The organism is Dactylosporangium sp. NPDC005572 (assembly GCF_040605515.1).
Lineage (GTDB): Bacteria > Actinomycetota > Actinomycetes > Mycobacteriales > Micromonosporaceae > Dactylosporangium.
The window spans coordinates 70,119-89,373 of sequence record NZ_JBEXCY010000010.1 but is presented as its reverse complement, the minus strand read 5'-3'; the positions used below and the strand labels follow the sequence as shown (position 1 = coordinate 89,373).

Below are 19,255 nucleotides of genomic sequence, written 5' to 3'. Positions count from 1 at the left end.
GTCGGCCGCGCCCCGCCGCCTGCGGCGCAGGTCTCACCTGAGGATCGAATCCTCCGGACCTGCGCCGCCCGACCCGCCGATCAGGACATTTCCGACGGCCGATCGGCGCCGTCATCGCCCGAATCGCGGTACCGGCTGTCCGAATGGCGGAACCCGGGCCCGGCCACCGGACCGGCCGGCAGCCGCGGCAGGGTGATCGAGCGCGGGATCGCCGAGCGGGGCGGCGGCGGCAGTTCGCCGGCCGCGACCAGCACGACCTCCTCGACCTCGTCCGCGGAGAGCTCATCGTCGTCGTCCCGGCCGCCGCCGCCCATACGCCGCCGCAGCGAGAACACCACCAGGAAGCCGACGACCGCGACCAGCCCGACGATGCCGACCACGAACGGCGTGCTGGACAGCCGGTCACCGGACAGCAGGTTGCTGTCCGCGTCGCCCTGGTGGGCCGGGTCGGTACCGCCGACGAGCGGCACGGCGGCGGGCGAGGCCGGCGCGTCGGTCGGCAGCGGCGACTCGCCCGCAATGGGCGGCGCGGTGATCAGGTAGTCGGCCCGCGTCTCCACGGTCGCCCGGCCGGCCGGCGTCAGGTAGCCGTGGACGGACCCGCTCAGCGGCAGCTGCACCAGCGCGGCCGCGCTGATCGTCAGCCCGAACGTCACCGGCACTTCGCGGCCGGCGGTCAGGTCACCCAGCTCGCAGCGGTCGCGGTCCTCAGCGATCTTGCGGTGCGACCGGCAGGCGGCCGGGAACGACACCAGGTCGACCCCCGGCGGGGTGATCAGCTCGACCGCCCCGAACCCCTTCGCGGCGCCGGTGTTGCGCAGCCTGACCTGCAACTGGGCGCTCTGCGCCTGCGGGGCGGCGACGGCGGGCAGGTCGAGCTGCGAGGCGGACAGCGCGATGCCGGGCGTCGGTGGCGGGCTGTTGAACCGGATGGCGACGTCGCGCTTGCGGACGACGTCCCGCTCGTGCTCCTTGTCGCGGACGGACGCGGTGACCGAGCCGGAGCCCGAAACCTTCCAGGCGTTCTCGTCGACGTCGACCTTGACCACGACCCGGCCGACCTTGCCCTCGCCGAGCCGGCAGCCGAAGCTCAGCGCCTTGACGTCGGTGGCGACGCAGCCGTCGGTGCCGTACGCGCCGACCGGTCGCGCCCCGCTCGGCAGCACGTAGAAGCCGTCGATCTGCTCGGTGCCGACGTAGCTGCCGATGTTCTGCACCGCGACGACCAGCTCGGCGGCGCCGTTGCCCTGCCAGTACGCGTCGCCGACCACGATGTCGCTGGCCATCAGCTTGATGTTGTGCACGGGCGTCGGGGCGGGCGGCTTCGTCGGCGGCCGGGTGGTCGGGGGCGCCGCGCTGGTGGGCGGTGGCGGTTCGGTCGTCGGTTCCTCGGTCGGTCCGGGAGGCTCCGACGTCGGTACCTCCACCGTGGGCGGATCCGACGGGTCCTCCTCCGGGGTGGCGTACACCGGGGCGGCGAAGACCAGGGAGCACACGGTGGTCAACAGCACGAGGGAGCCGGCACGCAGCTGCCACCGGGTGTGGTGGGCCGCGGGTGCGTCCATGAGGGGATGTCCTTTTGGGGTCTACTCGGCGGCAGCCGGGGGGTGACTTGGTTGCACTCCGGCAAGGAGGCCCATTATCTAGAGAGTTTCGGGTTTTGGGCATGTCGGAGATCGTGACGATCCGGGTACGGTGCGTATCGTGAGTGGATATCTGGGCGGCTATGCGACGCTCGGCCTCCTGCTTCTGGTCGGCGCGGGCGTTTTCGTCGCCGCGTTCACGGCCAACCGGCTGCTGGGTCCGCGCCGATCAGCGGACAGCGCGGCCACGCAGAGTGGCAAGTACGAGACCTACGAGTGCGGTCTCGACCCCGTCGGCGGCGACTGGGCGCAGGCTCAGATCCGCTACTACGTGTATGCCTACCTTTACGCGCTGTTCGCTGTGGAGAGCGTGTTCCTGTTCCCGTGGGCGGTGATCTTCGACCAGCCAGGTTACGGGGCCGCGGTCGTCGTCGAAATGGCGATCTTCGTCGCGGTGCTGGCGCTGGGCATCCTCTACGCGTGGCGCAAGAACATCCTGCGCTGGACGTAGCCCACCGCCGTTCGCGGCGCTGACGGCGTTTTGCGCCGGTTTACGCCAGGCCTCGCCGGGACACCGCGGGCTGGCGGTCGCCCCGGATGGCCGCCACCGTGTCCAGGACCCGGCGGGTCTCCTTGACCTGGTGCGCCCGGAACACGCGGGCGCCCAGCCAGGCCGAGACCGCGGTCGCCGCGAGCGTGCCCTCCAGCCGCTCCCCCACCGGCAGGTCGAGCGTCTCGCCGATGAAGTCCTTGTTCGACAGCGCCACCAGCACCGGCCAGCCGGTGGCGACCAGCTCGTGCAGCCGGTTGGTGATGGCGAGCGAATGCCGCGTGTTCTTGCCGAAGTCGTGGGCCGGGTCGATGAGGATGCCGTCGCGTCGCACCCCGAGGTCGAGGGCCCTTTCCGCCAGCGCGGTCACGGTCAGTACAACATCATCCACCGGATCCGTGAACGCCACCCGATGTGGACGGGTGCGCGGGGTCAGCCCGCCGGCATGGGAGCACACGAGCCCGGCGCCGGTCTCGGCCGCCACCGCGGCGAGCGCCGGATCGGCCCCGGCCCAGGTGTCGTTGATCAGGTCGGCGCCGGCGGCGATCACCTCGCGGGCCACCTCGGCGCGCCACGTGTCGATCGAGATCACCACGTCCGGGAAATTTTCCCGGACGGCGGCGACGGTCGGGATCGTGCGGCGCAGTTCTTCGGCGGCGTCGACGGTACTGCCGGGGCCGGCCTTCACCCCGCCGACGTCGATGATGTCGGCACCGTCGGTGACGGCCTTCTCCACGGCTCGTAGCGCTGCATCCTCGGCGAACGTGGCACCCCGGTCGAAGAACGAGTCCGGGGTCCGGTTCACGATCGCCATCACCGCATAGTCGCCGTCGGCGAACCGCCGGTTGCCCAGCCGGAACATCGCATGGCCTCCGTGTTTGCTTCTTATAGGTGTGCCGGGGTCGCCCGAGCCTCCTCAGCGTGCCACGATTCCCCCTATGGCTGAGTTCCTCCTCGTGTTGATCGCCGCTGTGGTCGTCGGGGCCATCGGGTTCGGCGTGTCGCTGTTGATCACCGGAGACGACCCGGGGATCGAAGGACATGAGCCCGACGGGCGCGCCGTCCCGCTGCCGTCGTCCCGCCCGCTCGTCGAGGGCGACGTGAGCCAGCTGCGGTTCGACACGGTGGTCCGGGGTTACCGGATGGGTCAGGTCGACACCGCGCTGCGGCGCGCCGGGTACGACATCGGCTACAAGGAAGAGCTGATCAACGTGCTGGAGGCCGAGATCAAGGCCCTGCGCGAGGGCCGGACCGAGGACGCCGACGCGCTGCGCGACGCGCGCGAGGCGGCGGTCTCCGGTGCCGGTGGCACGTCGACCACTGCCCCCTCCGCGGACCCCACTGCTTCCACGGATCCGGATGCTGCCTCGGACTCCGCTGGTGACTCCTCCCCGGACTCGGCCAAGGGCTGGGAGCTCTCGGCGTCGCCGGTGGTGAAGTGACCTTCAGCGAGGCGGAACAGCCCGGCACCGGCGAGGTCACCGCCACGGTGATCGTCAACGCGCCGGCGGCGGTCGTGTTCGCCGCGCTGACCGACTGGGCGCGGCAGGGCGACTGGATCCCGTTCACGAGCGTGCGGGTGCTGTCGGGCGACGGCGGCGAGGGCAGCCAGATCGAGGCCGTCACCCAGGTCGGCCCGGCGGTACTGCGCGACCTCATGCGGGTGGTGAAGGTCGACCCGCCGTACGAGGTCCGCGTCGTGCACCACGGCAAGGTCCTGCGCGGCCCGGGCGTGCTGCGCTGCACCCCGCTGGGCACCGACCGGACCCAGGTGGTGTGGCACGAGTGGTTCCACCTGCCGGCCGGCCCGGCCGGCAAGGTGGCCTGGCCGGTGCTCTGGCCGGGCTCGAAGGCCGGGCTGACCGCGGCCCTGCGCCGGTTCGCCCGGCTGGTCGAGGGCGGAAAACTGTCATAGCCGCGAGGTAGGTTGCGGGGCATGACGGATGTGGTGGTGGGTGCGGACGGCCTGGCCAGATGCGCCTGGGGTGGCTCGACGCCGGACTATCTCGACTATCACGACAACGAGTGGGGCCGGCCGGTCCGCGACGACAACGGGCTCTTCGAGCGGCTGACCCTCGAAGCGTTCCAGTCCGGTCTTTCGTGGATCACGATCCTGCGCAAACGGCCGGCGTTCCGCACGGCGTTCGCGGGATTCGAGATCGAAAAGGTGGCGGCATTCGGCGAATCCGACGTCGACCGCCTGCTCGCCGATGCGGGCATCGTCCGCAACCGTGCCAAAATCGAGGCGGCGATCGCCAACGCGCGCGCGGCCGCCGACTTACCCGAGGGCCTCGCCGCGCTCCTGTGGTCTTTCGCGCCCGACCCGCGCCCCGCCCAGCCGGCCGACTCCGCGCAGGTCCCGGCCGTGACAGCGGAATCGCAGGCAATGGCAAAAGCCCTGAAGAAGCGCGGTTTCCGTTTCGTAGGCCCGACCACAGCCTATGCCCTCATGCAGGCGACCGGCATGGTCAATGATCACGTCGCCTCTTGTTTTGTGCAGCTCGACCAGCCATGATCCCCGACGAACGATCACCTGGCATGCACCTGGCGAACTGCCTGCAGGAGACTGGAGAGTGAGCGAGATGACGGCCGAGTTCGCGGCGGATTTCGGCGGCCCGCTCGACCTGGTCGACTATGACCAGGGCTGGCCGGCCAAGTTCGCGTATTACCGCGACGAGCTGGCCGACGCCCTCGGCCCGGCGGCGTTACGCATCGAGCACATCGGCTCCACGGCCGTGCCCGGCCTGGCCGCCAAGAACGTGATCGACATCCTGGTCATCGTCCCCGACGAGCACGACCAGGCCGCTTACCGCCCGGCCGTCGAGTCGACGGGCATGACCCTGGCCAGCCGCGACCCGGCCGCCGCGTGGTCGTTCTACCGCCCGTCCGCCCCGCCGCGCACCCGCCACGTCCACGTGACGTCACGCGGCTCGTCCCACGAGCGGGTCCAGCTGCTGTTCGTGGACTTCCTCCGCGCCCACGACCTGGCCGTGGACGCCTACGCCCAGGTGAAGCGCCGCCTGGCAATCCGCTTCGCCGACGACCGCGAGGGCTACACGCGCGCGAAGACCGACTTCATCTTCGACATGCTGGACCGCGCCGAGCAGTGGGCCGACCAGTGCGGCTGGTCCGTGGAAAGCCGCTAGCCGCCGCACCGGCCCGGGCAGGACGAGCCCGCCCCGCACCGTGGGTAACTGCCTGCTGGGGGCGTGGTGGAATGTCTGCATGGCGAAATGGACGGTCGTGGTGTCACCGGAGCAGTACGAGTCGGAGCGGTTGTACGGGGCCGACAAGCTGGCTGTGCCGGGAGTCGGCGACTCGCTCAGCGCCGGGGACGAGGTCCTGCTCGTTGCCGCCGTCGACGAACCCGTCGTGTTCGGGCTCGCTCGGGCCGACGGGCGTGGCGGGCTGCAGTACACCGTCAATCTGCTCGAAACGCCCCTGCCCGCGCCCGACTTCGTCGGCGCCGCAACCGAAGCCGGCGCGCATCCCGTCGACGAGCGGGCGTTTCTCGACATTCAGCGGCAGGTGCGGCCCGCTGACACCGCGCGGCGGACCTGGCTCGTCAGCGTCGACATGCCCATTGAGGCGGCCTCGCCCGGGGAAGCGGTGCGGGCCTTCTGGAACTACGTGCGGGAGCTCGGGCCCGCCGAGCTGCCGGCGTTCGTCTGGCCGTCCGGCAACGAGCTGGCCATGCAGGCGTTCGTGCTCGGGGCCGAGGCCAACCAGGACCCCGAAGAGGACTGAGCGCGGGCGACGCAACCAAAACACCCGCCGGTGCGTCTCATTGGGCAGTAACACGCGAGCCGGTTCGAGATGCCGGTGAGCCCTCCCTGAGGTGGGGTGGTGGGCGGTCCAGGGTAACCCCCGAAAAGGCCCGCCATCCCACTTGAGAGAGCGCCGTTGAGAGAGCGCTACTGAGAGCGCTACTCGACGGCGGAGAAGCGGATCGAGCCCGCCACCAGGTCCGGGTGCTCGATCGTCAGGGCCGCCGCCACCGCCTCCTCCAGGCCAAGCGCGCCGCCCGCGGCGTAGGCCGCGTCGAAGTCCGCGTCACCCATCGTGGCGCGGAGCTTGGCCTGCTGCTCCGTCCAGAACGAGCCGAAGCCGCCGGACGAGCAGCGCAGGCGGACGCGGGCGGCCTGGGCCGCGCCGAACAGGCGGGCCGCGGTCTCCAGGTCCGAACCGAGCGAGCAGCGGACGGCGATCGCGTTCAGGGTCTCGCAGACCCTCCGGTGGAAGCCGTACGTCATCCGGGAGCGCAGGGCCACGATCAGGTGGTCGTGGGCGGCCACCAGGTCGCCGCGGGACAGGGCGACCATGCCCAGCATCATGTCGACCGTGCGGCGGCCGCGCTCCAGCGGGCGGCCGTTCTCCAGCGGGCGGGCGCCGGCGAGCAGGATGGCCGCCCCGTCCAGGTCGCCGCGGCGCCACAGGATCTGGGCCAGGGCGTAGACCGCGAACAGGGCCTCGTCGTCGACACCCTGGTCCTCGGCCCAGGCGATGACGTCGCGGCAGGTGCGCTCGGCCTCCTCGGTGCGGCCCATCTCGAGCAGCGGGGCGCCCCGGCCGGCCAGCACGCGGGCGATGAGGCCCGGGTCGCCGGCCCGCTTGGCGGCCGCCTCGGCGCGCTGGGAGAACCGGAGCTCCTCCACCGTCTCGCCGTCGGCGCCCGCGTGCAGGGAGTGCATGTGGTACGCCGCGGCCAGCTCGGCGTCGGGCACCGGCTCGCCCGTCGCGCTGATCCGCTCGTACAGGCGGAACAACCACATCCGTCCCTCGCGCACCAGGCCGCGCTCGCGCCACCACTGGTCGAGCGCGCCGGCGAGGGTCAGGCCCTGGCGGGCGCTGCCCCTGGTCACCGTCCAGTGCAGGGCCGCGCGGAGCTCGTCGGCCAGGGGATCCAGGGTGTACAGCGAGAGCGTCACCGGGCGGCCGTCATCGTCGAGGTAGGCGTCGTGGGCGGCCTGCAGGCACCAGGCGACGTGCCGCTCGCGGACCGACTCCTCCTCGCCGGACTCGATCAGCGTGCGGGCCGCGTACGCGCGGATCGGGTCGAGCATCCGGTACGTCGCGTTCGCCGCACCCGCCTCGGCCTGCAGGAGCGACTTGTCCACGAGCGTGGCCAGCGGGTCGAGCGGGTCGCCGTCGTGGAGCCACTCGATGGCCGGCAGGTCGACCGGGCTGGCGAAGACCGACAGCCAGCGCAGGAGCTGGGCGGCGCGGGGGTCGAGGGTGCGATACGACCAGGAGACCGCCGCCTGCATCGTGCGGTGCCGGTCGGAGGCGTCGGCATCGGCCGTCGGCCGGCCGGCGTCGAGCGTGCCGAGGACGTCGTCGATGCGCTCCGCGAGCTGGGCGGCGGAGAGCAGCCGGAGGCGGGCCGCGGCCAGCTCGAGCGCCAGCGGCAGGCCTTCGAGCGCCTCGGCGACCCGGGTGAGCTGGGCGATGTCGCCGGGCTCGGCGGCGCGGCCGCCGCGGGCCGCCGCGGCGCGGTCGACCAGCAGGGCCACGGCGTCGCTGAAGCCGCCGCCGCTGCTCGCCTCGACCGACAGCGGCGGGATGCGCCAGACGACCTCGCCGGCCAGGCCGAGCGGCTCGCGGCTGGTGGCCAGGACGGTGACCTCGGGGCCGGCCGCGAGCAGCCGGGAGACCAGCCGGCGGGCGGCGGGCAGCTGCGCGTCGGAGGTGTCGAGGAAGATCAGGAAGCGGCGGCTGCGGGCGTGGTCAACGATCGTCTGGATGACCGGGCGGCCGGGCTCGGGGCGCAGGCCCAGGGCGGCGGCGACGTTGACGTCGACGAGGTCGCCGGTCGGGACCGTGCTCAGGTCGACGAACCACACGCCGTCGCGGAACTGCTCGACGAGCTCGCCGGCGGCCTCGACGGCCAGCCGGGTCTTGCCGGCACCGCCCGCGCCGACGACGGTGACCAGGCGGTGCTGGTTGATCAGGTCGCGGACGGCGGCCCGCTCGTTGGCGCGGCCGATGAACCGGGTGGTCTGCGTCGGCAGGTTGTGGGCCGGCGCGTCGATCGTGCGCGGGCGCGGGAACTGCCGGTCGAGGCCGGGCGCGACGAGCTGGAAGATCCGCTCGGAGCCGTCGAAGCCCCGCAGCCGGTGCAGGCCGAGGTCGAGCAGGCAGGCGTCACCGTCGAGCGGGCCGACGAGGGCGGCCGTGGCGGCCGAGCACAGGACCTGGCCGCCGTGCGCGGCGGCGGCGACCCGGGCCGCGCGGTGGACCTCGGGCGACGTGTACTCGCCGCCGTAGGGCTCGGCGAAGCCGGTGTGCAGGCCCATCCGGACCTTGGGCCGGGCCTCGGGCGACGGCCAGTCGTGCGCGGCGAGGGCCCGCTGCGCCTCGATGCAGGCGGTGAGGGCGGCGGCCGCGTCGTCGAACGCGACGAAGAGGGAGTCACCCTCGGTGAAGAGCTCCGCACCGTCCGCCCCGGCCAGGGCGCGGCGAATCACCTGCCGGTGCTCGTGGAGCACCGCGCGATATCCCGCACCGAGCATCTGGGCCAGTCGCGTCGAGCCCTCGATGTCGGTGAAGAGGAAAGTCACCAGCCCGCTGGGCAGGTGCGTCCGCCCCGACACGTGAAACCTCCGCCTCCCCTTTTCAGGCGTGCCCCATATTTCCCCACCCGGGGGGCACGCGCATCGTAGAAACGGCCCCCACCATCGACCCTCAAGGTCGGTCCGCACCCGCCCTTCGACGGATGTATGCGCTGGTCAGCGGCGATGGAGGAAAAGCTTGAGTGGGTTTCGCGTGACGTAACGACAACGCGGCGGCGACGGTTGTGGCACGACCGGCCACAACATCAAAACCTCACGGCCGGGAATGTGAAACCCACTTGTAACAATGTTTCAGCAACCGCACGCCCCGCCGCAGCAACCGCCCCCGCCGGCGGGCCTCGGCTGGGCCGCCGCGCCGGCGCCACCGCCACCCACAGCGACGGTCGAGAGCAGCTTCACGGTGTCGTCGTGACCTGCCGGACAGGGAGTCTTCACATTCGCTTCACGCATCGGACGCTGGACCTCGAAGGTCTCCCCACAGGCCCGGCAGCGGTACTCGTAACGAGGCATCTCCACAGGTTATGCGACGGTGACACGCGAGCGGGAATTCGCAATACTCGACCACGTGGCAAGCGACGACGACCGGACATCCGAACCGCGCGACGAATCCGCCGAGAAGGCCGGTCAACCGTCCACGATGGACACGCTCTCCGTAACGGCGATCCGCCCGCCGGCGCCGGAGCGGGTGCCCGACCCGAGCGTCCCCACTCAGCCGCACGTGCCCAAGCACGCCGCGGTGTCCTCCGGCGACGTGCTGGAGTCGAAGCAGGGGCGGCTCGCCGAGCGGCGCGAAGCGGTGCGGACCTGGGCCGGGCGGCCCGGCGGCCGGACCATGGTCGTCGGCGCGGTGATCCTGGTGATGCTCGCGCTGGCGTATGTCGGCGGGAAGTTCATCGTGCCGGCCACGGCCAAGCCCAGCGCCGGCGGCTCGCCGACCGCGACCCCGGCGGGCACCAACGGCGGCGGGGCCGGCCCGGAGACCGGCAACGCCCCGATTCCGCAGGTACCGACCGAGACCCCGTCATACAGCCCGCCGCCCGGCACCAAGGAGCGCCCGGCCGACATGCTCGCCGTCTGGGCCGCGCCGCGGGCGGTGAAGCTCGACATCCCGCCGGTGGCGATGCAGGCCTACGGCTACGCCGAGCTGATCACCGCGCGGACCACCCCGAGGTGCAAGCTGACCTGGACCACGCTCGCCGGCATCGCCAAGATCGAGTCGAACCACGGCCGCTTCAACGGGGCGCTGCTCCAGGAGGACGGCAAGTCGGTGCCGACCATCATCGGCCCCCCGCTCGACGGACAGAGCGGCCGCCAGGCCATCCGCGACACCGACCAGGGCGCGCTCGACACCGACAAGACCTGGGACCGGGCCGTGGGCGCGATGCAGTTCCTGCCGTCCACCTGGAAGCAGTTCGGCATCGACGCGGACAACGACGGTGTGACCGATGTCAACGACATCGACGACGCCGCCCTCACCGCCGCCGCGTACCTCTGCGCGGACGGGCGCGACCTGTCGACGATGGAGGGCTGGAACGCGGCCATCCACGCCTACAACGTCCCCGAGGAGTACCGCGCGGCCGTCTTCAACGCCGCGAACGACTACGGCCGGCGGGACCGCACCGGCTAGATCAATGCCACGCTCTGCGCTCTGGTACTTCCGCTCAGCCACAAAGGTGGGCAAGCTTATGGCGTGAGGGTGCGTGAGTGGGACCCGGCGAGGGCGCCGGAGGCCGAGATCGACGCGGTGCTCCGTGCGCTGAACGAGATCGTCGCGGTTGACGTGCCCGAGGATCCACCCTGGCGCATCACCCGCTTCCGGGAGTACCTCGCCGTCACCATGCCGGGTGAGCGGCGCACGTCCTGGCTGGCGGTGAGCGACGACGGCGAGATCCTCGGTCACGCGAGCCTGCTCGCCCTGGAGGAGATCGGCGTCCTGGAGCTGTCGGTGGTGCCCTCGGCCCGCCACAGCCGGGTCGGCACGGCGCTGCTGGGTGCCGTGGCCAGGCGAGCGGCCGAGGAGGGCTTCGAGTCGGTCGGCGTCGAGGTCATCGGCGGCACGCCGGCCGTGAAGTTCTTCGAGACCCACGGCTTCGAGTGCGCGTTCATCGAGACGCGCAACCTGCTCGACCTGGGCGGCGTCGACTGGCTGCGGCTCGGCGAGATGGCCGCCGGCATCGGCGCCGGCTACCGGGTCGAGTACCACCCGGGCGGCCCGCCCGAGTCGCACTACGCGGCCTACGCGGCGGCCAAGGAGGCGGCCCGCGCAGCCGTGGTCGAGGACCTGGAGCTGCGCCCGAGCTCGTACGACGCGGAGCGCCTGCGGGCGAGCCTGGCCACCCTGCACGCCCGCGGCCTCAAGCCGTACATCGTGCTCGCCGTCCACGAGGCGACGGACGAGATCGCCGGCCTGACCGAGGTGGTCGTGCCCGCGCAGCGCCCGACCCGCGCCGACCAGTACGACACGATCGAGGTGCCGAGCCACCGCGGCTACGGCATCAGCCGGGCGATCAAGGCCCGCATGCTGTTCGAGCTGCGCGCGGCCGAGCCGCACCTGCTCGACGTGCAGACCTGGAACGCGCTGGAGAACGAGCCGCTGCTCCAGGTCAACGCCGAGCTGGGGTTCAAGCCCGACCGGGAGTGGCGCGAGTACGAGGCGGACGTCGTCGACCTGCTGCGCCGCCTCAAGAGCTAGCCCACGGCCCCTGCACGAAGGCGCCGCTCGCGGTGAACGGCCAGTTGTTGAGCGTGCAGCCGTTGAGCCCGATGGTCTGCGTCTGCATGATCGGCGCCGGGCCGCTGCCGGGGCACTGCATGTGGTCGAACCCGAGGAAGTGGCCCATCTCGTGGTTGACCGTGTTGGCGTGGTAGTCGGTCGACGCCGGCTGGCCGGGGATGCCCTTGAGCCAGCGGCGCAGGTTGAGCAGGATCGTGTCGCCGTAGCGGCAGGAGTAGACGCCCTCGGTGTCGATGCCGACCGCGCGGCAGAGCCTGTCGACGGTCTTCGGGGTGGCCAGGCGCAGCCGGACGTCGAAGGCGTCGCCGCTGACCCGCTGGAACCGCCAGCTCGCCCCGCTGATCCTGTTCGGGCCGTAGGTCACCGGGTGCTGGGCCGAGAGCGTCCAGCCGCGCGGGGCGGCGATCACCCGGTCGACCTCGGCGGCGGTCTTCGCGGCGGTCCACACCGGGTTGCTCCCCCACGAGATGCCGTTCTCGACCTCCACCCGGTACCGCACCAGCTTCGCGCCGGTGCCGACGACGTTCGTGCCGCCCGAGGCGACCGCGAAGGTGCCACTGCCACTCGCCGGCACGCCGCCGGAGGACTCCGCGCCGCCGCCACCGCCCTCCTTGACCGGCGGCTTCGACGGTGCGGGGGGCGAGGAGGGCGGACCGTCGGAGGGCGCCGGCTGCGCGATGATCGGCACCGACGTGGGCACGGCTTGCGCCGACGAGGGCGATCCGCATCCGGTGAGACTCAGGAGCAGGACAACGACCACAGCAGAGCGACGCACCCCGGCAGACTAAGCATGCCGGGGTGCGCCAAAGTGCCTCTGAGCTGGGATCTCGCCGAAACCCAACGGGATCTTCACAAACCTACGGCAGTGTCCACTTCTGGTTCGCCGCCCCGGCAATGCACGTCCACAGGTGCACCACCGTGCTGTCCGCCGAGTTGTTCCCGGACACGTCCAGGCACTTGCCCGACTGCGGGTTGCGCAGCGTGCCGTCCGACTGCGGAGCCCAGTTCTGCGCTCCGCTGCCGTTGCAGGTCCACAGCTGGATCTTCGTCCCGTCGGCCGAGCCGCCGCCGGAGACGTCCAGGCACTTGCCGAGGGCCCGCAGCGTCTGCCCGTTGCGGGTCCAGGTCTGCGCCCCGCTGCCGTTGCAGGTGTACAGCTGGATCTGCGTCCCGTCGGCCGTCCCCGAGCCGCGCACGTCGAGACACTTGTTCGCCAGCCCGCGAACCGGCCCGACGCCGGACGAGGGAGTCTTGACGAAGGTGAAGTCGTCGACGTCGAACAGCCCGGTGCCGGTGCCCGTGTAGGTCAGATAGACGTTCGCGGTGCCCGACGGGACGTTTGTCAGCGTGGTCGACACGTTGGCGAACGTCTCCCAGGATCCGGTGTTCGGCACGGCGACGGTGCCCAGGATCGGCCCCGTCTGCGAGCCGGTGCGCACCTGGATCTGCCCGCCCGGGCCGCCGGAGACGACCCGCGCCCGGAACGAGGTGGCCCCGCCCACGTTGACGCCGTTGTAGGCCGACCAGTCGCCCGGTTCGATGTAGCCCAGGGTCTGGCCGTTGTTGGCGCCGGGCTTGGTGAACGGCTGCGCGCCGCTGACCGAGCTGTACGACTCGGCCTGCACGGTCACGTCGCCGGTCGAGGTGCCCTCCTTGACCCGGATGTTGCGGAAGGCCACCGTGTCGCCGGCGCCGTGGTTCTGGATGCCGATGTACCCGTCGAGGTTCCGGTTCGGGTCGGTGTTGGTGAAGTCGTTGATCAGCGAGCCGTTGAGGTACACCCGGATCCGCTGGCCCTCGACGAGCAGCTCGTAGGTGTTCCACTCGCCGGGCGGGTTGAGGGCGGCGTCCCGCGCCGCGATGTCGGCGGACTTGAATGTGTAGATCGCGCCCGTGGTGCGGTCGGCGGCGTCGGTGGCGTCGATCTGGATCTCGTACCCCTGGTTCACCGCCACCCACGGGTCGGTCCCCGGGTTCGGGAAGCCGACGAAGATCCCGGAGTTGCTGTCGCCGGTCATCCGCCAGTCGGCCTTGAGCGAGTACGAGGTGAACTGCTTCCCGGAGTACCAGAGCAGCCCCATGCCCCCGACGGACGTCAGGGTGGCGTCCGAGTTGGTGAAGCTGCCCGGCCCGGCCTGCGACCATCCGCTGGTCGAGCCGTTGAAGAGGGTGGTGTACCCCGACTCCGGCCGGCAGTCGGCCTTCGCCCGCTTGGCCGCGTAGCGGATGCCGCCGAGCAGCTGGCCGCGGAAGTTGCCGTCGGCGTACGACTCCTGGGTGTGCCCGAAGCCGGTGTAGAAGGACCGTCCACTGTCGACGGTCTTGCACCAGGTGATCGGGTGGTCGGCGCCCATCGAGCCGCCCGAGTAGGTCGACTCGTCGAGCGTGGCGAGCACGCGGGCGGTCGAGCGCGGGTTGGTCTGGTAGTTGTACAGCTCGTCGGTGCGCACCCAGCTCTGCGGCAGGTGCGCCGTCGCCGGGTGGGCCCGGTTCTCGGTGCGCGACGTGACCTGCTGGATCGCCGGGTGCGACGCGAAGTACGCGCCGACGAGCTGGCCGTAGAAGGCCCACGAGTACTCGGTGTCGGCGGCGGCGTGGACGCCCACGTAGCCGCCCCCGCCGCGGATGTACGACTCGAAGGCCGTCTGCTGCGCGTCGTTGAGCACGTCGCCGGTCGTGCTGAGGAACACGACCGCCTCGTACTGCGCGAGGTTGCCGGTCGTGAACGCGGCGGCGTCCTCGGTGGCGGTGACCGTGAAATTGTTCGCCGCGCCCAGCTGCTGGATCGCGGTGATGCCGGCCGGGATCGAGTCGTGCCGGAACCCGGCGGTCTTGGAGAACACGAGCACGTCGTAGGGCGCGTCGGCGGCCTGGGCCGCCGTCGAGTAGAGGGTGCAGGCGGCGAGGGCGACGACGGTGCCCGCAACGGCCAGCAGTTTACGCATGGTCACTCCCTTCAACGAGTGAACCAGGGTGGGCGCCCGCGTGGCGGCGCGAGCGCCCACGCTCGGGTGATTACGGCATCGACCACTTCTGGTTCGCCGCACCGGCGATGCACGTCCACAGGTGCACGACCGTGCTGTCCGCCGAGTTGTTGCCGGAGACGTCCAGGCACTTGCCCGACTGCGGGTTGCGCAGCGTGCCGTCGGCGTTGGGCACCCAGTTCTGGGCGGCCGTGCCGTTGCACGTCCACAGCTGGACCTTCGTGCCGTCGGCGGTGCCGCCGCCGGAGATGTCCAGGCACTTGCCGAGGGACCGGAACGTCTGGCCGTTGCGGGTCCAGACCTGCGCTCCGGTGCCGTTGCAGGTGTACAGCTGGATCTGCGTCCCGTCGGCCGTGGCCGCGCCCCGCACGTCGAGGCACTTCCCGGCCAGCCCCTTCACCGGCCCGACGCCGGTGCCACCCGGGCCGGTGGTGAAGGTCCAGCTGTCCAGGTCGAACAGCGCGGCCGTCGTGCTGCCGGCGAAGGTGAGGTACAGCGAGGTCGTCCCGGCCGGCGCATTGCTGATCGTGCCGGTGACGGTCGTGAACGTCTCCCACGAGCCGGTCACCGGGACGGTCGCCGAGCCGATCACGGTGCCGGTCGGCGAGCCGGTGCGCAGCTGCAGCGTGCCGCCCGTGCCGCCCGACGAGACCCGCGCGCTGAACGAGGTCGCGTTGTTCACCTTGTACGGGTCGAACTGGATCCAGTCGCCGTTGTGGATGTCACCGACCGTCTTGCCGCCCTCCGCGGCGGTCTTGGTGAACTGGTTGACCCCCGACGCGGTCTTGTAGTGCTCGGCCTGGCGGTGCCGGGGCTGCAGGATGTTCTGGGCGTGCGTGGTCAGCCCGCCCTTGTCGGTGTACTGCGCGTCGAAGATCGGGAAGATGTTCGCCGCGTCGTCGTGCTCGCCGTCGACCGGGATGGTGATCGTGCCCGAGCAGCCGGCCTGGGACGTGATCTGGTGGGCGTGCTGGTCGTGGCCGAGCACGTAGGTCATGGTGACCTTCGTGCAGTCGATCGCGCCGTCCTCCGGATCGGTGACCGTGACGCTCCACGACACCGCGTCGCCGAAGGACACCAGCTGCCCGGCCGACGGCCCGTGGATGGTGATCGCCGGCGCGGTGTTGCCGACGCTGATGAGCACGCTCGCCGAGCCGGTCGCACCCTGCGGGTCGCGCACGGTCAGGGTGGCCGTGTAGTTGCCGTTGGTGGAGTACGTCTTCGTCGGGTTCGCCGCGGTCGACGTGGTGCCGTCGCCGAACGCCCACGAGTAGGTGAGCGCGCCGCCCTCGGGGTCGGACGAGCCGGCCGACGAGAACGTCACGGCGAGCGGGGCCGCACCCGAGGTGCGGTTGGCGCCCGCGACGGCCGTCGGGGCCCGGTTGCCGCCGGCGACGTAGTCGTAGCGGTAGAGCGCCGAGTTGGCGTCGCCGTTGAAGTAGCCGGTGCCGTAGTCGAGGACGTAGAGCGAGCCGTCGGGGCCGAAGGCCATGTCCATGACCTGCTTGCCGTTCCACGGGAACGTGTCGATCGCGCCCGGCGAGCCGTCGGCGTTGAGCTTGATCGGCTTGACCCAGCCGCGGCCGAACTCGCCGGCGAAGAACATGTTGTCCAGCGCCTGCGGGAACTTCGTGGCCGACGGGTTGGCCGCGTCGTAGTGGTAGACCGGGCCGGCCATCGGCGACTCGGAGCCGCCGCCGAACTCCGGCGGGGTACCGGCGTCGCCGCCGTAGCGGATCCAGGACGGCTTGGCCGCGGGCAGGGTGGTCAGGCCCGTGTTCCGGAAGGAGTTGTTCGTCGGGCCGCCGGTGCAGTTGTACTTCGCGCCGCCGGTGCCGGTGGCGAAGTCCCACTCGTTGTAGGTCTCGTTGGCGGTGTTCGTGCCGGTGCAGTACGGCCAGCCGAAGTTGCCCGGCGCGGTGATCCGGTTGAACTCGACCTGGCCCGACGGGCCGCGGGTGGCGCTGGTGCTGCCGGCGTCGGGGCCGTAGTCGCCGACGTAGACCACGCCGGTCGCCTTGTCGACGCTCATGCGGTACGGGTTGCGGAAGCCCATCGCGTAGATCTCGGGCCGGGTGTTGGCGGTACCCGGCGCGAAGAGGTTCCCGGACGGGATCGAGTAGGTGCCGTTGGCGTTGACCTTGATCCGCAGGATCTTGCCGCGCAGGTCGTTGGTGTTGCCGGCGGAGCGCTGCGCGTCGTAGGCGGGGTTGCGGTTCGTCCGCTCGTCGATCGGCGCGTAGCCGGCCGAGTCGAACGGGTTGGAGTCGTCGCCGGTCGACAGGTAGAGGTTGCCGGCCGCGTCGAAGTCGATGTCGCCGCCGACGTGGCAGCAGATGCCGCGGCTGGCCGGCACGTCCAGGACGGTGACCTGGCTGGCCAGGTTGACCGTGAAGTCGGCGTTGAGCGTGAACCGGGACAGGCGGTTGACCCCGGTCCAGGTGGCCCAGTCGGTGGCGGTACCGGTGGCCGGCGCGTCGCCCGCCGGGGTGCTCAGCGGGGGCGCGTAGTACAGGTAGATGTACCGGTTGGTGGCGAAGTTCGGGTCCGCGGCGACGCCCTGCAGACCCTCCTCGTCGTGGGTGTACACGGGAATGTTGGCGATGACGGTCGTGGTGCCGCCGGCGTCGGTGCGCCGGAGCGTGCCGTTGCGGGCGGTGTGCAGGACCGAGCGGTCGGGCAGCACCGAGATGGCGAGCGGCTCGCCCACCTCGGGCTCGCCCTTGGCCAGGGTGACCTGCTGGAAGTCGGCGGCATTGATGGCCGCCGCCGCGGGGGATGCGGGGCCGGCGAGGACGCCCAACCCGCTGGAGACGAGCAGAACGGCGACGGCTGACGACCGCCACCTCGAGGGCTGATGGTTCACGGGGTGTCCCTTCCTGACTACAGGTGCCAGGCAGGGCGCGCGCCGCCGCGCCGGAGCCGATACGGCATTCACGTCCCGTAACCGCGCCGAGCGGATACATTGATGATGCACTCTGAGTGCCGTGGGGGACACACTAGGGGTTTCGGCTCAGACTGTCCATACTTTTCGATGGCCGCTCGAAAGTTCGGTATGGACGATCGAAAGCCACTCCCGCATTGATGCCTATGCTGGGTGCTATGGGGGTGGGGTTGCGAGCCGACGCCGAGCGCAACCGGCGGCAGCTGATGGACACGGCCCGGGTCGTGTTCGCCGAGCGTGGGCTGGACGCGCCGCTCGATGAGATCGCCCGGCGCGCGGGCGTGGGCAACGCGACGCTCTACCGGCGGTTCCCGACGCGCGGTGAGCTGGTCACGGCGGTGTTCCGCGACGCGCTGCGGGAGCTCGTCGCCGCCACCGAGCGCGCGCTGCAGGTCGCCGACCCGTGGCACGCCTTCGCCGGGCACGTCACGTTCCTGTGCCGGTTACAGGCGGAGGACCGGGCGTTCGCCGACCTGCTCACGGCGTCGCTGTCCGGGGTGCCGGAGCTGGAGCGGCTGCGCGGGCAGGCCCTGGCCGGCCTGGCCGAGCTGGTGGATCGGGCGAAGGCGAGCGGCCACCTGCGGGCCGACCTCCAGCACGAGGACGTCGTGCTGATGCTCATGGCCAACGCGGGGCTGGCCGAGCGGACCGGCCGGCTGGTGCCGGCGGCCTGGCGGCGGCAGCTGAGCTTCCTGCTCGACGGCCTGCGGGCGTCGAGCGCGACCCGCCCGGCGCCGTCGGTCGGCCGCGACGCGGTGCAGCAGGTGATGCAGTCGATCGCCAAGCGGGGCGGACTGGGCTAGCAGATCTCGCGCCAGGCGCCCAGGTCGAGCACCTGCCCCAGACACTCGTGCCTGCCGACCCGGTTGGTGTCGGCAGGCACGCGCGCAGGCTGAGCGGACCTACATGCGCCGCAGCAGACGAGCCGCGTCGACCGCCCAGTACGTCAGGATGAGCTGGGCACCGGCCCGGCGGATCGACGTGAGCGTCTCCAGGACGACCCGCTCGCGGTCGAGCCAGCCGTTGGCGACGGCGGCCTCGACCATGGCGTATTCGCCGGAGACCTGGTAGGCGGCGACCGGGACGTCGGTCACCTCGGCCACCCGGGCGAGCACGTCGAGGTACGGCAGCGCGGGCTTGACCATGACCATGTCCGCGCCCTCCTCGATGTCGAGGGCCACCTCGCGCAGCGCCTCCCGCACGTTCGCGGGGTCCTGCTGGTAGGACTTGCGGTCGCCGACCAGCGCCGACTCGACGGCCTCGCGGAACGGGCCGTAGAAGGCGCTGGCGTACTTCACCGCGTAGGCGAGCAGGGCCACGTCGGTGTAGCCCGCGTGGTCGAGCGCCCGGCGGACCACGCCGACCTGGCCGTCCATCATCCCGGACGGGCCGAGCACGTGGGCGCCGGCCTCCGCCTGGGCGAGCGCCATCAGCTCGTACTGCCGCAGCGTCGCGTCGTTGTCGACCGAACCGTCGCCGGCCAGCACGCCGCAGTGCCCGTGCGAGGTGAACTCGTCGAGGCACAGGTCGGCCATGACCACCGTGCCGTCGCCGACCTCGGCGATCACGTCGCGGATCGCGACGTTGAGGATGCCGCCGGGGTCGACGCCGCCGGAGCCCGTCTCGTCGCGGGTCTCCGGCACGCCGAAGAGCATGATGCCGCCGACGCCCTCGGCGACCGCCTCGGCGGCGGCCTTGCGCAGCGACTCGCGGGAGTGCTGGACGACGCCCGGCAGGGAGCTGATCGGCCGTGGCTCGGTCAGCCCCTCCTTGACGAACATGGGCAGGATCAGGTTCGACGGCTGGACGTGCGTCTCCGACACGAGGCGGCGCATGGCCGCGGTGCGCCGGAGACGACGCGGACGGACGTCAGGGAACCCCATGGGAC

General features: G+C 71.6%; 17 protein-coding genes. 9 read left to right on the top strand and 8 right to left on the bottom strand.

Annotated features, from left to right (window positions below; genetic code table 11):
• Window positions 1–80: 80 nt before the first annotated feature.
• A complete protein-coding gene (locus ABZS66_RS08070; protein WP_354756275.1) occupies window positions 81–1,565 on the bottom strand; it encodes a hypothetical protein in 1,485 nt (494 codons plus the stop codon).
• Between the two features lie 139 nt (window positions 1,566–1,704).
• Between ABZS66_RS08070 and ndhC the strand changes: the two genes are divergently transcribed.
• Window positions 1,705–2,094 carry an NADH-quinone oxidoreductase subunit A gene (ndhC, locus tag ABZS66_RS08065; protein WP_354756273.1) on the top strand — a complete coding sequence of 130 codons (390 nt, stop codon included), beginning with the start codon at window positions 1,705–1,707 and terminating at the stop codon, window positions 2,092–2,094.
• Window positions 2,095–2,134: 40 nt separating this feature from the next.
• Here ndhC and folP read toward each other — a convergent pair whose 3' ends face one another.
• Window positions 2,135–2,995 (bottom strand): dihydropteroate synthase, encoded by an 861-nt coding sequence (gene folP / locus ABZS66_RS08060; protein WP_354756271.1) that lies wholly within the window; start codon window positions 2,993–2,995, stop codon window positions 2,135–2,137.
• Window positions 2,996–3,071: 76 nt separating this feature from the next.
• On the opposite strand from folP, the gene ABZS66_RS08055 reads away from it, so the two are divergent.
• The 5 genes from ABZS66_RS08055 to ABZS66_RS08035 all read left to right on the top strand — a co-directional run bounded on the left by ABZS66_RS08055 (window position 3,072) and on the right by ABZS66_RS08035 (window position 5,880).
• Window positions 3,072–3,575 (top strand): DivIVA domain-containing protein, encoded by a 504-nt coding sequence (locus ABZS66_RS08055; protein ID WP_354756269.1) that lies wholly within the window; start codon window positions 3,072–3,074, stop codon window positions 3,573–3,575.
• Complete coding sequence (locus tag ABZS66_RS08050) at window positions 3,572–4,048, top strand: SRPBCC family protein (protein ID WP_354756267.1); 477 nt, start codon at window positions 3,572–3,574, stop codon at window positions 4,046–4,048. The genes ABZS66_RS08055 and ABZS66_RS08050 overlap by 4 nt, the downstream gene beginning before the upstream one ends.
• A 21-nt stretch (window positions 4,049–4,069) precedes the next feature.
• Window positions 4,070–4,648 carry a DNA-3-methyladenine glycosylase I gene (locus ABZS66_RS08045; protein ID WP_354756265.1) on the top strand — a complete coding sequence of 193 codons (579 nt, stop codon included), beginning with the start codon at window positions 4,070–4,072 and terminating at the stop codon, window positions 4,646–4,648.
• Between the two features lie 67 nt (window positions 4,649–4,715).
• On the top strand, window positions 4,716–5,279 hold the full coding sequence (locus ABZS66_RS08040; protein ID WP_354756263.1) for a GrpB family protein: 564 nt from the start codon (window positions 4,716–4,718) through the stop codon (window positions 5,277–5,279).
• A 79-nt stretch (window positions 5,280–5,358) separates the two neighbouring features.
• The gene (locus tag ABZS66_RS08035) at window positions 5,359–5,880 is read left to right on the top strand and encodes a hypothetical protein (protein WP_354756261.1); all 522 of its coding nucleotides are present in this window, start codon (window positions 5,359–5,361) and stop codon (window positions 5,878–5,880) included.
• Between the two features lie 179 nt (window positions 5,881–6,059).
• Here ABZS66_RS08035 and ABZS66_RS08030 read toward each other — a convergent pair whose 3' ends face one another.
• Both ABZS66_RS08030 and ABZS66_RS08025 read right to left on the bottom strand, forming a co-directional pair.
• Window positions 6,060–8,726 (bottom strand): adenylate/guanylate cyclase domain-containing protein, encoded by a 2,667-nt coding sequence (locus ABZS66_RS08030; protein WP_354756259.1) that lies wholly within the window; start codon window positions 8,724–8,726, stop codon window positions 6,060–6,062.
• A gap of 270 nt (window positions 8,727–8,996) precedes the next feature.
• Window positions 8,997–9,215 carry a zinc ribbon domain-containing protein gene (locus ABZS66_RS08025; RefSeq protein WP_354756257.1) on the bottom strand — a complete coding sequence of 73 codons (219 nt, stop codon included), beginning with the start codon at window positions 9,213–9,215 and terminating at the stop codon, window positions 8,997–8,999.
• A gap of 55 nt (window positions 9,216–9,270) precedes the next feature.
• Between ABZS66_RS08025 and ABZS66_RS08020 the strand changes: the two genes are divergently transcribed.
• Both ABZS66_RS08020 and ABZS66_RS08015 read left to right on the top strand, forming a co-directional pair.
• Window positions 9,271–10,332 (top strand): lytic murein transglycosylase, encoded by a 1,062-nt coding sequence (locus ABZS66_RS08020; RefSeq protein WP_354756256.1) that lies wholly within the window; start codon window positions 9,271–9,273, stop codon window positions 10,330–10,332.
• Window positions 10,333–10,395: 63 nt separating this feature from the next.
• Window positions 10,396–11,397 (top strand): GNAT family N-acetyltransferase, encoded by a 1,002-nt coding sequence (locus tag ABZS66_RS08015; RefSeq protein WP_354756254.1) that lies wholly within the window; start codon window positions 10,396–10,398, stop codon window positions 11,395–11,397.
• On the opposite strand, the gene ABZS66_RS08010 is transcribed toward ABZS66_RS08015, so the two are convergent.
• From ABZS66_RS08010 to ABZS66_RS08000, 3 genes are all read right to left on the bottom strand, one after another.
• Window positions 11,387–12,139, bottom strand: coding sequence for a DUF3152 domain-containing protein (locus ABZS66_RS08010; RefSeq protein WP_354756252.1), 753 nt, complete (start codon window positions 12,137–12,139; stop codon window positions 11,387–11,389). The genes ABZS66_RS08015 and ABZS66_RS08010 overlap by 11 nt on opposite strands.
• 157 nt (window positions 12,140–12,296) lie before the next feature.
• The gene (locus tag ABZS66_RS08005; protein ID WP_354756251.1) at window positions 12,297–14,384 is read right to left on the bottom strand and encodes a ThuA domain-containing protein; all 2,088 of its coding nucleotides are present in this window, start codon (window positions 14,382–14,384) and stop codon (window positions 12,297–12,299) included.
• A 70-nt stretch (window positions 14,385–14,454) separates the two neighbouring features.
• Window positions 14,455–17,289 carry a PQQ-dependent sugar dehydrogenase gene (locus ABZS66_RS08000; RefSeq protein WP_354756249.1) on the bottom strand — a complete coding sequence of 945 codons (2,835 nt, stop codon included), beginning with the start codon at window positions 17,287–17,289 and terminating at the stop codon, window positions 14,455–14,457.
• Window positions 17,290–17,525: 236 nt separating this feature from the next.
• On the opposite strand from ABZS66_RS08000, the gene ABZS66_RS07995 reads away from it, so the two are divergent.
• Window positions 17,526–18,170, top strand: coding sequence for a helix-turn-helix domain-containing protein (locus ABZS66_RS07995; RefSeq protein WP_354756247.1), 645 nt, complete (start codon window positions 17,526–17,528; stop codon window positions 18,168–18,170).
• A 99-nt stretch (window positions 18,171–18,269) separates the two neighbouring features.
• Here the strand turns inward: ABZS66_RS07995 and hemB are convergent, their stop codons facing one another.
• A complete protein-coding gene (hemB, locus tag ABZS66_RS07990) occupies window positions 18,270–19,250 on the bottom strand; it encodes a porphobilinogen synthase (protein ID WP_354756246.1) in 981 nt (326 codons plus the stop codon).
• Between the last annotated feature and the right edge of the window lie 5 nt (window positions 19,251–19,255).